This window comes from Corynebacterium uterequi (assembly GCF_001021065.1).
Taxonomy (GTDB): domain Bacteria; phylum Actinomycetota; class Actinomycetes; order Mycobacteriales; family Mycobacteriaceae; genus Corynebacterium; species Corynebacterium uterequi.
Genome location: NZ_CP011546.1, coordinates 279,426 through 293,525, shown reverse-complemented (window position 1 = coordinate 293,525; position 14,100 = coordinate 279,426). Strand labels below are relative to the sequence as shown.

12 protein-coding genes and 1 pseudogene are annotated in these 14,100 nt (G+C 66.3%); 6 read left to right on the top strand and 7 right to left on the bottom strand.

Annotated elements, in window-relative coordinates:
* Positions 1 to 17: 17 nt before the first annotated feature.
* From CUTER_RS01370 to CUTER_RS01350, 5 genes are all read right to left on the bottom strand, one after another.
* Positions 18 to 521, bottom strand: coding sequence for a DUF3592 domain-containing protein (locus tag CUTER_RS01370; protein WP_236684742.1), 504 nt, complete (start codon positions 519 to 521; stop codon positions 18 to 20).
* Positions 518 to 2,197, bottom strand: coding sequence for a 2-succinyl-5-enolpyruvyl-6-hydroxy-3-cyclohexene-1-carboxylic-acid synthase (menD, locus tag CUTER_RS01365; protein WP_047258920.1), 1,680 nt, complete (start codon positions 2,195 to 2,197; stop codon positions 518 to 520). The genes CUTER_RS01370 and menD overlap by 4 nt, the downstream gene beginning before the upstream one ends.
* 10 nt (positions 2,198 to 2,207) lie before the next feature.
* Complete coding sequence (locus tag CUTER_RS01360; RefSeq protein WP_047258919.1) at positions 2,208 to 2,780, bottom strand: hypothetical protein; 573 nt, start codon at positions 2,778 to 2,780, stop codon at positions 2,208 to 2,210.
* A gap of 27 nt (positions 2,781 to 2,807) precedes the next feature.
* The gene (locus CUTER_RS01355) at positions 2,808 to 3,821 is read right to left on the bottom strand and encodes an o-succinylbenzoate synthase (protein WP_082121209.1); all 1,014 of its coding nucleotides are present in this window, start codon (positions 3,819 to 3,821) and stop codon (positions 2,808 to 2,810) included.
* Positions 3,822 to 3,977: 156 nt separating this feature from the next.
* On the bottom strand, positions 3,978 to 5,765 hold the full coding sequence (locus CUTER_RS01350; protein ID WP_236684741.1) for a S8 family peptidase: 1,788 nt from the start codon (positions 5,763 to 5,765) through the stop codon (positions 3,978 to 3,980).
* Positions 5,766 to 7,145: 1,380 nt separating this feature from the next.
* Between CUTER_RS01350 and CUTER_RS01345 the strand changes: the two genes are divergently transcribed.
* Positions 7,146 to 7,343, top strand: a complete 198-nt coding sequence (locus tag CUTER_RS01345) for a hypothetical protein (RefSeq protein ID WP_047258917.1) — start codon at positions 7,146 to 7,148, stop codon at positions 7,341 to 7,343.
* A gap of 179 nt (positions 7,344 to 7,522) precedes the next feature.
* Positions 7,523 to 8,479: a 1,4-dihydroxy-2-naphthoyl-CoA synthase gene (locus CUTER_RS01340; RefSeq protein WP_047258916.1), complete on the top strand. Its 957-nt coding sequence runs from the start codon at positions 7,523 to 7,525 to the stop codon at positions 8,477 to 8,479.
* Between the two features lie 7 nt (positions 8,480 to 8,486).
* On the opposite strand, the gene CUTER_RS01335 is transcribed toward CUTER_RS01340, so the two are convergent.
* On the bottom strand, positions 8,487 to 9,668 hold the full coding sequence (locus CUTER_RS01335; protein ID WP_047258915.1) for a YkvI family membrane protein: 1,182 nt from the start codon (positions 9,666 to 9,668) through the stop codon (positions 8,487 to 8,489).
* A 90-nt stretch (positions 9,669 to 9,758) separates the two neighbouring features.
* Here CUTER_RS01335 and menE point away from each other — a divergent pair, with 90 nt between their 5' ends.
* Entirely contained in the window at positions 9,759 to 10,889 is a 1,131-nt protein-coding gene (menE, locus tag CUTER_RS01330; RefSeq protein WP_047258914.1) for an o-succinylbenzoate--CoA ligase, read from the top strand.
* On the opposite strand, the gene CUTER_RS01325 is transcribed toward menE, so the two are convergent.
* A complete protein-coding gene (locus CUTER_RS01325; RefSeq protein ID WP_047258913.1) occupies positions 10,882 to 11,760 on the bottom strand; it encodes a hypothetical protein in 879 nt (292 codons plus the stop codon). The two genes, menE and CUTER_RS01325, sit on opposite strands and share 8 nt — an antisense overlap.
* Positions 11,761 to 11,873: 113 nt before the next feature.
* Here CUTER_RS01325 and CUTER_RS01320 point away from each other — a divergent pair, with 113 nt between their 5' ends.
* The 3 genes and pseudogenes from CUTER_RS01320 to CUTER_RS11835 all read left to right on the top strand — a co-directional run.
* Entirely contained in the window at positions 11,874 to 12,770 is an 897-nt protein-coding gene (locus tag CUTER_RS01320; RefSeq protein WP_047258912.1) for a 1,4-dihydroxy-2-naphthoate polyprenyltransferase, read from the top strand.
* A 48-nt stretch (positions 12,771 to 12,818) separates the two neighbouring features.
* Positions 12,819 to 13,760: an AEC family transporter gene (locus CUTER_RS01315; RefSeq protein WP_047258911.1), complete on the top strand. Its 942-nt coding sequence runs from the start codon at positions 12,819 to 12,821 to the stop codon at positions 13,758 to 13,760.
* 122 nt (positions 13,761 to 13,882) lie between these two features.
* Positions 13,883 to 14,046 (top strand): annotated as a pseudogene (locus CUTER_RS11835) (ISL3 family transposase); the annotation flags it as partial.
* Positions 14,047 to 14,100: the final 54 nt, after the last annotated feature.

Sequence of the window (14,100 nt, the reverse complement as noted above, 5' to 3'; positions counted from 1 at the left end):
GCTCGGTTGTATTTGCACTAACCCTCGGTGACCTCCGCGCCGCTGCCGTCGGCGGCTAACGGGGCGTCGGTACGGCTAACCGGGCGGGTGGCGCGCACAACAACCGCCCATAGTAGCCCGGCGACGATGAGTACCACGACCACCACGCTCAGCGCTGGAATGATGCTCAGCCGCCACCCGCGGCCCTCCACCTTCACCAGCTCCGGGTTGTCCTTGGAATAGGTCACCCAGATGTTCTGCCCCTTGGACAGGCCCGTGGGATACAGCAGCCCCGACGGCGGCGCGTGGTAGACGCCCTGGTCGTCTTCGTATTCGACGGTGGTGCGCAGCCACGTGCTGCCCGTGACATGGGCCATCGACCTACCCGGGTGGGCATTGATGGCACGGTCGTTGAGGAACGCTCCGCCTACCATGGCCCCGCAGCCGAGCAGCGAGGCGGCAGTGAGCGCCAGGATGAGCTGCTGCAGCCGTCGACGCACCGTCGCCCGGCTGGGACGACGCGACGCCGCCTCACCGGTCACAAGCCCACCCCGCGACTCAGGGCGTCGGTGAGTTCTCGCCGGGTACGGCGGGTCGTGACCGCCTCGATGACGAGCACTCCCTGCGAGCGTTCCGCAGCATCCTCCAGGGCGATGAGCAGCTCCGGCAGGGTCTCGACCCGTCGGTGTTCGACGCCGTAGGCCGCACACAACGCGGCGATGTCCACCCCGTGCGGAGTGCCGAAGGCGTCCTCGAAGTACTCGCGGTACTCCGTGCGCCCCGTCTCCAGGGTTTCGAAGATGCCACAGCCGTCGTCGTTGGCCACCACGATGGTGAGATTCTCCGGCCGCGGCTGCCCCGGCGGTATGAGCAGCCCGCCGACGTCGTGCAGGAAGGTCACATCCCCCATGAGCGCCACGGTCCGCGGGGCGCGCAGCTCCCAAGGGTGGGCGGATTGCACCGCGAGGGCGACGCCGACGGCCTGTGACACCGTCCCATCAATCCCCGCGGTGCCGCGCGGCGAGTAGGTATCGACACCGCCGAAGGGCAGCCCGACGTAGGCGGCGTCGCGCACCGGGTTCGACGCCCCCAGCACCACCGTGTCGCCCACTCCGAGCCCGTCCGCGATGCCGGCGGCGACGTGCAGCCCGGTGAACCCGAAAGTGGAGTCGGCTAGCACCTCCCGGACCGTCTCGGCGGCGACGGCACTCAGCGCGTCGCAGAGGTTGAGCCACTGCTTGCGCGGGGCGCCCGTCACCTTGACGCGGCTGCCAACGAAGCGGGCATTATCGGTCGGGTCGGTGACCTGCGCGGTTCGACTCAACGATACGACCGTGATCGATTCGTCAGCCATGAGCTTAGCGACCGGCCGATGCAACGTGGGATGACCCACGACGACGATCTGCTCCGGCTTCGTCCGGGCAACGTAGTCCGCGTACTCGCTGGAGCCCTCGGTGGCGATCTCCCCCTTAGCGAACAGCCCGGCGGCCAGCGGATGAACCGGCCGGAACGGCGCCGGCGCGGTGGGTTCGGCAAGCGTGGGCACATCTTCTAGGCCTGGCACCTCCCAGGCCTCATCGCCGGCGATGACCAGCGTGTCCTTGCTCAGATCGAGCTCTACCTCGCCGTGGTCGACCTGCGCCACCCGCGCCGGGCCCTCGTTGTGAGCGGCCGCGGGCTCATCCTCGGCCAGCAGCTCCTCACTAAGCAGCGGGTTATCGAGTGCGACATTGAGATGAACCGCGTAGCGCCCCTCGCACCACTCGTTAAGCAACCCCGGAATAGTATCGACCATGGTCGAATCCACGTGGAGGGTGGGCGCCACGGGGCCGCACAGCCCCACCTGGTCAATCGTCTGCGACGCACCGCGCCCCACGAGGCGACGAGGACGGTCCGCGGTCACCAACAGCAGGGGGGTGTGCGAGTGCGCGGCCTCGGTCATCGCCGGAATGCAGTTCGACGCCGCCGTACCCGACGTCGTCACCACCGCCACGTGCCGACGGGTCACCCGCGCGATACCCAGGGCGAGGAACGCCGCCGAGCGCTCGTCGACGCGGGTATGGACCCGCAGCCCCGGCTGGCGCAGCAGCGCAATGGACAACGGCGAATTACGCGACCCCGGGCAGATCACCACGTCCGTGACCTGGCGGGCGATCTCGGTGGCCACCGCGCGCGCCAGCCGGGCGGAAGACTGAGAAGAGGGTGCGTGTTCAACCATGCGCCCTAGCTTACTGTGCGGGCGTCGGCTCCTGATTGCCGCCGAAAAGGTCATTAAGGAATCCCTCCACCTCGGACGCGCCCGGGATCTCGCTGGGCAGCGCGGTAGGCAGCTCGCTGGGGATGACATCCGCGCCGGGGAGAGGAAGCGAACGCGTTGGCGTCTCCGTGACGGTCACCGTCGACGGCGGCGCCGTCACCGTGGTGGTCTCCGGGGGCTTATTGGCCTCGGCGGCCGCCCCGCGCCACATGAGGAACAAAACACCGGCGGCGATAATCATGATGAGCAACAGCACGCCCAACACCAGCGCCAACGCGCCAGGACCACGCGAGGGCTCGTCGTCACCGCTGGAATAGGCGCCCGGCTGGTACTGCGGCTGGTAAGCGGGCTGCTCATAAGCCGGCTGCTGGTACTGCGGCTGGTAGGCCGGCTGCTCGTAGGCGGACTGCTGGTAGCCGTAGGTCTGCGTCGCATTCTCCTCCGGGAAGTACTGCTGCGTCCGGGCAGCAGGCTGTTGCGGCTGAGGATCGGGGACGCGGCCTATGAACTGGGTTTCGTCTTCACCGTTGTAACGATTACTCATGCCTTCACACCCTAGTGCTTCGCGGGCTTAGCCCCGCGGCTCCGCCCGCGGGAATCCGTCGAGCAACTCCCAACAGGCGCGCAGACGGTCGATCCACCATTGCCGCCGCTGCGGATCTGCCCGCAGCGAAGCGAGCCGAGCCGGCTCCGGCTCGCTCACCGCGACCGAATAGGCGCCGTCGACGAGCGGACGTGGGGCGGCGACGTCCTCGACAAACAGCCGCTGTGTCCCCAGCCCGGCGGCGTTGATGCGGTAATGCGACGGCAGCGCCGCCACCGCGGCGATACCAGCATTAATGCCGACCGCCGTACCCAACTCCGAGGACACGGTCACCGACATGCCGTAGCCATGCAGCTGTTCAGCCAGCGAGAGAAGCCGGCGCGCTCCTCCCAAGGGCGCAACCTTCACGACGGCGACATCCGCCGCCTGCCTCCTGGCCACCACGAGCGGGTCGTCGGCCTTGCGGATGGACTCATCCGCAGCGACCATGGTCGAAATGTTTTCTTCGCGCAGGCGACGCCGCAGCTCGACTAACTCCGACACCGTAGGCACCGGCTGCTCCAAGTACTCAATGTCGCCGCACGCCTTGGCTACCTCGACGGCCTGCTCCACGGTGTAGTTCATGTTGGCGTCTAGCCGGATGTGAGCGTCGGGGCGCAGGGACCGCACCGCCGCTACCCGCGCTACGTCGTCGCTCAGGCTCTGACCCGGCTCGGCGACCTTGACCTTGAAGGTGCGCACTCCAGGGAAGCGGTCCAGCACCTCGGCCACCTCGGAAGGCGCAACGGCGGGCACCGTTCCGTTGATTTCCACGGTGCTGCGCACTGGCGCAGGCAGGCCGACGTACGCGGCCTCCAACCCGGAGTGCAGCCACCGCACGGCCTCGGGCGGGCGATATTCCACGAACGGTGAGAACTCACCCCACCCGGCAGGGCCGTCGATAAGCATGGCCTCCCGCCGCGTGATTCCCCGGAAGCGCGTGCGCATAGGAAGGCTCACGACGTGGGCGCGGTCAAGGACATCGTCAATAGTTGGCTTCACCGCGCCCAGGGTAGGCGGAGAGGGCTGCCTGGGGCTGGTTGCCGCCCCAGCGCTGGTGGGGAGGTGTGTGTTTCCACACTGTGAAAGTGAGGGCCCAAATTAGGGCCTCATTGTTAAAGTTTCGGACCAACTACCACCCCACTCAGCGTAGATCGCCTAGCGGCGCACGATCATGAGCTGTCGCGCGTCCTTGCGGAGCCCACCGTGTTCGAGCAGGTAGTCCAGGATCGGTCCGTAGCTCTTCCGCTTCTCCGGCTCCGGCTTGGGTTCGGGAGCAGGCTCCGGCTCAGGAGCCGGTGCAGGCTCGGGAGCGGGTTCAGGTGCGGGTGCAGGTTCCGGTGCGGGTTCGGGCTCAGGCTCGGGTTCCGGTTCAGGCTCCGGAGCGGGCTCCGGTTCAGGCTCCGGAGCGGGCTCTGGTTCCGGTGCCGGCGCAAGCTCCACACCGCGCACCATGGCGACGGCGGCCTCCGCGTTGGCAACACCCGCACCTAGCAGCTGGGTCTTGCGCGACGAGTTACCCCACTCATCGTTCGGTTCCCGGGTGAAATCGTCGGCAGTGCGCTGGAGCGCCCGCAGGATCTGGTCGTTGGTGATGCCCGGCTGCGCGCTCTTGAGAAGCGCCACGATGCCCGCTACGAGCGGCGTGGCCATCGACGTTCCGTCCATGTAGGCGTACCCCGGAGCGGCCTGCTGAGCCCGGCCGGTGTTGACCGTGGACAGGATGCCCGCTTCCCGGTTGGGTCGCAGCGTGCCTCGTCCTTGCGGGTACGTGTTTCCACCCGGTGCGGCGATGTCCACTTCGCGGCCGTAGTTCGAGTAATTCGAGCGGTGCCCTTCGGGGCCTGTCGCGCCAACGACGATGACGCCGTTGCAGTTAGCCGGCTGGACGTTCCTCGTGTCCTGGTTTTCGTTACCGGCGGCCACGACCACGGTCGCGCCCTGGCTGTTCGCGAAGTCGATGGCGTTTTGGTAGCCCTCGGCGCAGCGGAAGGAGTCTCCGCCCAGCGAGAGGTTGATGACGTCGGCGACGTTTTGGTTGACGGGGGCGCCGTCGATCTGTGCGCCCGCAGCCCAGGCGATGGCGTCCGCGATGTCCGAGAGGCGGCCGCCGCAGGCGCCGAGTGCGCGGATCGGAAGGATTTGCGCGTCGGAGGCCACGCCGGCCACGCCTTGGCCGTTGTTGGTCGCTGCCGCGGCGATGCCCGCGACGTGGGTGCCGTGCCAGGACGACGGCCGGTCGTGGCGGTCATTCGCCGCGCATTGGAAGGCGCGGGTCCAGTCGCCTTCGTCGTTGGGGTTCGCGTCGCGGCCGCCGTCGTTGTCGCGGGACTGGAAGCCGCTGGTGATCATGTCATACCCGGGCAGAATCTTGTGGTCGAGTTCCGGGTGAGGGGTGATGCCGGTATCCACGACGGCGATGATGGTACCGTCGCCGCTGGTATCTTGCTCCCAGGCCCGCTCCACGTGGGAGCCATGCTCGTGGTTAAGCGCCCACTGGTTGGGATAACTGGGGTCATTAGGCATGGCAAATATCTGCTGGACGGAGTCAATTTCCGCCTCGTGAATCTCGGCCTTCGCTTCGAGGGCCCCCTTGAGAGCGGGAACTCGCTTGGCTGGTACCGGCGGGTTGAGTTCGACCACGTAGGTGCCGTCGTACATCTTCCTGACGTAGGAGGCGTCGGAGCTAAATTCCTTGACGATGGCATCGATGACGCCCATCCTGTGCTCTTCATCGACGGTGGCCATCTCGTTGAAGGTCACCAGGAACTGGTCGGCATCTTTGGTGTAGTCCACCGCGCTGTTGAGGGCCGGTCGCGCTGCTGGTGCTGCGTCTTGTGCGCTGGCCACCGGGCTAACCGCGGGCAGGAGTCCGGCTGCCAGCGCTGTGGCGAGGAGCGCGGCACCCAGCCCCCTGCGTGTGTTCGATAGGTATGAAGTCGTCACTACCATCCCCTTCTAGGTTGTTGATTGGCTGCCTCAGAGCTGAGAACGGCTCTCAGGATGGAGAAAATATATTCGTCGGTTTTCATCTGCTCAAAATCTCTCAAACAGTACCGGCACACGCCCGCCCATACATAGCCGGACACTTATCTATATTTGACCCCCAAACCGCATCCGACCGCCCCTGTCTAGCCAAAACGTTAACCTGGCGTTAATGTTGACACGAGAGCATGTTTGTACCCAAAAGGTATTACTAACCACTATTTTGGGGGTGAATGTTCCGGGGACGATGGTCGCTAGCGCGGCCACAGGTGACGACTCAGCGCGCATCGACTGGCCACGGCTGCAGCTCTGCCTTTCCAACGGAGCTAACGAGCCAGCATCGGCTCTCTTCACTGACGCCTACAACTATCGACGACAGCGGCGTGCGTGTCCACCGGAAGACGTCCGCTTGGGAGAGCAGGCCCCCTCGGAAACTGCCGCCCCTGACGCTTCGTGGGGCTGGCGTATCGACATCGGAGCCAGCAGATCATCACCAGCCGGCGGCCAGTATATCTACCAGCTTCACTGCAACGCGCCCGTGCGCAACCCCCATACCGTGGCAGACCGAACAGAACCATTGCCGGCGCGGACATCAATCCCGTCCACTCCGACGAGGCAGTCGCATCACCGCCAGCATCCAGGGAGATAAGGGCAACGCCACCGGTTTCCGTACCGTCGGAGCTGGACACCTCACGCAGACGGCGCCACACAAGGTGCCCACGTCGAGGCCGCTACGCGCCGTGTCCCGGCACTTCAGCCTCGGGGGCGCCGGCCTGATGACTAGAGACCTACGACCGACTCGCGCCCGACCCTCCCCACCGTCGAGCCGGCAGCCGGGTCGTATACCCAGGACCGTAACGGTGCAGATAATCCGCGTTGCATATCAACCATGGCAATGTCAAGGGTTTTTTAAAATTCACCCCATATAGAACCAAACATGAACCGATCGGGTCAACATGAGCCGATACCCTTGCCCCCTCCTCACGACGGCTCTTAGGCTGAAGACGTCAGTAAAGGGTCCCGACGGTAAGGAGGGCGCAGAATTGGTCAAACGCTCAATCGAGATCGCGGCCAGGGATGCCGTGATGCTGACGAGCGGCACGCCCCTCGCTGAACCCCCAATGAACCAACGGTGAGAGCATTCCCGTGCCGGTAAAAACCGATGCCCCTCCGAGCGAGGCCGTTTCCATGACCCCTAGCGGCAGATGCTCAGCCTCTACGGACGGGCGCCGGGACGGAGAATACGGCCCCCAGATGCAGACGCGACAACCGGGGTCAGCATTTTTCGAGCCCGCCGCACAAACATCGACATTGCCAACAACTACTAAAAAGGAAGATACAATGAAGAAAGCACTTATCCTCGCGTGGACTTCGTGGATTCTCTGCATATTCTTAAACTGGTATCTCGAAGGCGGATTACGGCCAGCGTTCCAGTCGAATTCCTTCCATATCTTCACCATGCTCACCCTGATGACATCTGTCGCGGCCTTCGCCCGAATCCAACAGGAGAAACAGCAGGCACGCGCCAGCACAGTTTAGGAGGCCATTTCAGCCTTGGCCCCCAGAGGAACAGCGGTCAGATCACCGCTGCCTCTGTAGAGGCTCCCCACTACCCGGAAGGCACGGCCAAGCTCAACCAGGCCGTGCCTTTTTCCGTCGGGTTGGTCACACGGCGGGATCTAGCCCCGCCGCGGGAGTCGGCCGTAGACTCTCACACTATGGCCTACAGCACCGAGCAACCTTTCGACCCCACCCAGTGGCGCCTCGTGGAGGGCTTCGAGGACTTCACCGACGTCACCTATCACCGCCACGTGGGTACTTCTCACGCAGACGGCATCGTCCGCGTCGCTTTCGATCGCCCCGAGGTGCGTAACGCGTTTCGCCCCCACACCGTCGACGAGTTGTACGCCGCCCTCGACCACGCACGTCGTGACCCCACGGTCGGCGTGGTGCTCATCACCGGCAACGGCCCCAGCACGAAGGACGGCGGGTGGGCGTTTTCCTCCGGCGGTGACCAGCGCATCCGCGGCCGTTCCGGGTACCAGTACGCCACCGAGCACGCCCACGACGACGCTACCGCGGACGCCACCGGCGTCGACGCCGCCCGCGCCAAGGTGGAAGGCGGCCGGCTGCACATCCTGGAAGTACAACGGCTCATCCGCACCATGCCCAAGGTGGTTATCGCCGTAGTCAACGGGTGGGCGGCCGGGGGCGGGCATTCGCTGCACGTGGTGTGTGATCTCACCATCGCTTCTCGTCAGGAGGCCCGGTTCAAGCAGACCGACGCCGACGTCGGGTCCTTCGACGCCGGCTACGGTTCCGCCTACCTGGCGAAGATGGTGGGCCAGAAATTCGCCCGGGAGATCTTCTTCCTCGGTCGGACGTACACGGCGGAGGATATGCACCGGATGGGCGCGGTGAATATCGTCGCCGACCACGGGGAATTGGAGGCGGAGGCCATCGCCGTCGCCCGTGAGATCAACGGCAAGTCCCCCACCGCGCAGCGCATGCTCAAGTTCGCGTTCAATCTCACTGACGACGGCCTCATGGGCCAGCAGGTCTTCGCCGGGGAGGCGACCCGCCTGGCATACATGACGGACGAAGCCGTCGAGGGCAAGGAGGCCTTCCTCGGCAAGCGGGCGCCGCAGTGGGAGGAGTTCCCCTTCTACTACTAGGGCCGCGTTAGTGGTCGACGGCGTCGCGGATCTGGCGGTCGTCGAGGTTCGACGCGTTGGATTCCGCCTGGAACTCGTCGCTGCGCCCAGCTCGCCACAGGTCGACGAGCCGCAGGCGTCGGTCCGCCTCGGCGGCGATCTTGCGGTAGCGGCGCACCCAGGCGACGATCATCACCGCGATGAGCAGCAGGCCCATGTAGCCCAGGATCGGGTAGACGAAGCCGACGAGCTTCTGGAAACCGGCGAAGGACAAGACAAACCCGACGACGACCGTGGCCGCGTAGTAACGGTAGAACGCCGCCGGCCGGCGGGCAGACAGCCGCTTGGCCAGCGCGTAGAACATGCCCAGGGCCGTGTTGAAGATCATGCCGAAGATCACCACCGCCATGATCTGGCCCAGCAGGGGGTGGATCGTATCGATGAGGGTGAGCATGGGCAGCGCGTCGCCACCGACGGTGTCGATGGCGAGAAAGAGCGTCACCGCACTGATCCCCAGCAACACAGAGAAGATGAGTCCGCCGAGGAACCCGCCTCGCCCGGCCACGCGGGGGTTGAACATCGTGCCGCCGATGACGATCGCCATCGATACCGCCACCATGAGGTTGAAGCCCACATAATTCACGGCCGCAACCCCAGGGTGCGGCAAGCTGGAACCGATCGCCCGGGCGGAGGCGTCGAGCTCCGCGAAGGGCGCGTGGTCGACGAAGGCGATGACGTACAGCGACGCCAGGATGATGAAGCCGATAATGAACGGGGTGATGGCGCCGATGATGGTGGTCACGGCGGTGACGTCGACGAGGCCGGCCAACAGCACGAGGACCACCATGGCCACCGCCCCCACCCACGTGGGCAGCCCCCACTGCTGGTTGAGGTTCGACCCGGCGCCGGCGAACATGACGAAGCCGGTGGCGAACAAGGTGATGATGACGCCGATGTCCAGCGCCCGGGAGAACACCGGGTGACTGACGTGGTCGAAGACCTCGCCGTGCTCGGCGGCGCGGAAGTAGGAGCCGAGCTGCAGGATAATCATGGCGATGACGCTCATGACCACCGCCGAGAGCGCGACGGCCAACAGTCCCGGCGCGCCGAAGCCGACATAGTATTGCATGACCTCCTGGCCAGAGGCGAAGCCGGCGCCGACGATGATCCCCACGAAGGCGAAAGCGACCCGTAATACGTCCTTGAGCATTCTTCAGATCATAGGTTTCGCCCGGACAGAGAAACAAATAGCTCTATAGGTATCGGGCGAGGCGGGTGCCGCGAACTAGACTGAGTGTTTATGAGCCGTGCATTGGGCGTCCTCCCCGTCGATCCGCATCATCCCGCCGGTATCCTGCCCGCCCTCGAAGAAGCCATCAGCGCCGAGGCGACGTGGCTGCCCGTCCCCACCAACGACCCGACCCGCGCCGCGCTGCTGCGCCGCTCCCAACGCGCCGGCGAGCCCATCGACGCCGACGTCGCCCTCGTCGTCGCCACCTCCGGGTCCACGGGCACCCCCAAGGGCGCCATGCTCACCCCGGCTAACCTCGTCAGCAGCGCCGACGCCACCCATCAGCGCCTCGGCGGTGAGGGCCAGTGGGTGTTGGCCATGCCCGCCCACCACATTGCGGGCGTGCAGGTCCTCGTCCGGTCGCTGATCGCCGGCATTGACCCGATCACCGTCGATGTTTCTACCGGCTTCGATATTTCGGCCTTCGCCCGCGCCTCCGAGCGCGCCGGCGCCACCGGCGAGCGCACGTACACCTCACTGGCGCCGATGCAGCTCGCCAAGGCCATGGACACCCTCGTCGGCATCGACGCCCTGCGGGTCTTCGACGCCGTCCTCGTCGGCGGCGCGGCCACCAACCCGCGGCTGCTCGACGCCGCCGGCCAGCTCGGCATCACCGTGGTCACCACGTACGGTTCTTCCGAAACCGCCGGTGGCTGCGTCTACGACGGCTCCCCCATCCCCGGCGCGCGGGTGCGGGTTCGCCAGGGCCGGATCCACCTCGGCGGGCCGATGATCGCCGCGGGGTACCGCAACGTACCCGACCACGACGCTTTCGCCGAGCCGGGCTGGTTCGCCACCTCCGACGGCGGCGAGCTAGCCGACGGCCGCCTCGTCGTCACCGGCCGGCTCGACGCGATCATCGACACCGGTGGGCTCAAACTCCACCCCGAGGTGCTCGAACGCGAGCTGCTCACGATCGACGGGGTGCACCAGGCGTGCGTCGTCGGCGTGCCGCATCCCCGCTTCGGCCAGGCCGTCGTCGCCGCCTACACCGGGCCGGCCGCTCGGGAAGACATTCTCGACAGCCTTGCCCACCTGCCCCGATGGCAACTACCGAAGGAGCTCCTCGCCGTCGACGCGCTGCCCACCACCGGACCGGGCAAGATCGACCGGCAGGCAGTACTCGCGCTGTTTAGCTAGCCGCGGACTCTGTCGCGCTGGCGCGCAACGCCGCGATGTCCTCACGGGTGTAGACCTGCGCGATCTGGGCGTCGTTGCCGCCGCCCATCGTGTTGGAACGAACCAAGGCCTCACGCTGGGCCGGCGGATTGACCGCGAAGTTGCGCGGCCGGGAGTGAACCTGGCGTACCCGGTGCCCGGAGCGCAGGGCGCAGGCGTGCAACCAGACGTCGTCGGCCCGCGGGGTGAGCTCCATGAAGCGCTCGCCTTGGGCGACCACGTAGGAGACGAACGTCGCCGGGTAGAGCACCCCGGACACCCCGGTCGCGAAGTGGCACACGGACGGGACCTGGGAGGTGCACGGCTCCCACTTCCGGTACGGGGCCAAGCCGTCTCTGGAGAACGTGATGCGGTGCGCCCGGTAAGCGAGCACGCTATCGCCGCGCACCTGCGACAAAAACAGCAGGCGTTCTAGGAACCACTCGGGGTAGATCATGTCATCGTCGACGGTCACCACGCGGGTGCCGGTGCCGTCGACCTGGCGAAAGGTGTTCCAATACTTCGTGTGCGGGCCGTACTCGCCGTCGGAGCAGCGCACCTGCAGCCCGCGGCGCACCAGCCGGCGCAGCGACGCCGGCCACGGCCGCTCAAAGTCCTTCCGGTCCAGCCACAGCACGATGGGGGCCCGCTGATTACCGCGGGCCACGGACTCTACCGTCATGTATAGGTGCCGCAGTCGGGAGCCGTGGCTGGTCAGGGACACGACGACGGCGTCAGGGCTCGTGGCCGGAATCCGGCGCGTCGAGCAGCGGTTGGCGATCATCAGCGGGATGGCGCGCAACAGGTTCGGCACCGCCGTGAGAACCTGGTGGGTCACGTAACGTATCCACATGATCGGCCTGGCTCACCGCCTTTCCCACGTACCCGAATAAAAAACACCAACACTGTAGCCGCTTAGCCACCCCAAGGCGGCATCTACTACTGAAGTGTCCCACAATAGCTGGCATGGCCGATTCTTCTCGCTATCCCGCAACCGCCCGCGACTGGCTTCAGGGGGCTCGCCCCCACACGTGGGCGAATGCTTTCGCCCCCGTCGTCGCCGGCACCGGCGCCGCAGCGGCCGCCGGCCAGTGGCTCCCGGTGCGCGCCGTGCTCGCCGCAGTCGTGGCGTGGGCGCTCATCATCGGGGTGAACTACGCCAACGATTACTCCGACGGCATCCGCGGCACCGACGAGGACCGCACCGGCCCCACCCGGCTCACCGGCGGCCGCCTGGCCAAGCCGAGGCATGTCAAGCTCGCCGCGTTCGCCTCCTTCGGGGTGGCCGCCGTCGCGGGCGTTGTGCTTAGCCTGCTCAGCGCGTGGTGGTTCATCCTCGTGGGCCTGGCGTGCATCCTCGGCGCCTGGTTCTACACCGGAGGCACGAACCCCTACGGCTACCGGGGTCTCGGGGAGGTGGCGGTGTTTGTGTTCTTCGGCCTCGTCGCGGTGCTCGGCACCCAGTACACCCAAGCCGGGAGGATCACGTGGGTGGGCGTGGCCGCCGCGGTCGCCGTCGGGGCCATCTCAGCGTCGGTGAACCTCGCGAACAATATCCGCGACATCCCCTCTGACCGCGCCACCGGCAAGATCACCCTCGCCGTGCGCCTCGGGGACCGGCGGGCTCGACGGGTGTTCGCCGCCCTCACCGCGGTGCCGTTTATCGCCTCACTGGCCCTTGCAGCGGTGACGCCATGGGCGCTGCTCGCGCTCGTCGCCGGGGCGTTGAGCGCCGCCGCGGTGCGCACGGTACTCTCCGGGGCCACTGGCCCTGCTCTCATCCCGGTGCTCGGACTCAATGGCCGGGCGATGCTGCTGTGGGCGCTGATCACTGCCTTCACCCTAGGGCTGGCCGCGAGCTAGCTCGACGGCGAGGCGCAATCCCCGGCGCGCGCCGCTAAGGTAGCACCTATGCAAGGGGTCATTACAGGGTTCGCCATCATCTTCGTCGTCATTGCCACCGGATGGTTGCTGTCCCAGCGCGGCATCATCGGCAAGGGCGAGTCCCGGCTCATGTTCAACCAGGTGGCCTTCTACGCGGCCACTCCCGCGCTCATCTTCTCCTCTGTGGCCACCTCGGACCCCGGGCACTTCACCTCCCCGGTAGTGCTCATCGTCACCCTGGCGACGATCCTCACCTCAGTCATCTACGTGGTGATCTCACGGATCGGGTTCCGCCAGGATCTACCCACCACGTCCATGGGAGCGGCGGCCGCCAGCTACTACAACTCCGTGAACATTGGCCTGCCGGTGTCCATCTATGCCCTCGGGGAGGCGACGCACGTGGTGCCCACCCTCATCGTGCAGATGGCGGTGTTCACCCCCATCATCCTTGCGTTTCTGGGCTCCGCCGACGCCGGCAGCGCCGGCACTCCGGCGTGGCGACGCTTCCTAGCGTCGGTACGCACCGCGCTTATCTCCCCGGTGGTGGTCGCATCCTTCCTGGGGCTGGCCGTGGCAGCCTGGGACATCCCGGTGCCGGACGTCATCATGGAGCCGGCGGCCATCCTCGGCGGGGCGAGCATTCCGATGATCCTCATGAGCTTCGGCGCCTCCTTAAGCGGCGGCGGGGTCCTGCGCGACGCGGATAACCGACCCGGTGCCATCACCGCCACCGCGCTCAAGGTGGCGGGCATGCCCGTGGTGGCGTGGCTGCTGTGCCTGGCGTTCGGGGTGGGCGGGGACCTGCTCTACGCAGCGGTCATCCTCTCCGCTCTGCCGACGGCGCAGAATATCTACAACTACGCCGCCACCTACCGCCGTGGCGAGATCATCGCCCGGGACACGGTGTTTCTTTCCACCTTCCTGTCCATGCCGGCGATGCTCATCATCGCCGCAATCTTCGGGCGTTAGAGGCGCTTCGCAGTTGGGGGTGTAGCCGGGTAGTTGAACCCCGTGGCCAGAGTCGGGTCGAGGGCCTTGGCGGGATGGGTGTTGCGGCATCACGCATTACGAAGAGCCGGACACCTTGGCCGTTCTTCGATCACCCAGGCCCGAGTAACGGCTCGACTGAGGCGATCACCGCCAGATTGGATCATCTTCGTGGTACTGCTCTGGGGTTTCTAACCTCACGCTCTACTTTCGCCCGGAGTTTGTTCGAGGCTGGTGGGTTCGGCCTCGGCTACGCCCTCAACTGTGAAGAGTTGGGGATTCTCGACCTCAAGCGATGCACGTGCATCACCCCTGTCTCCCG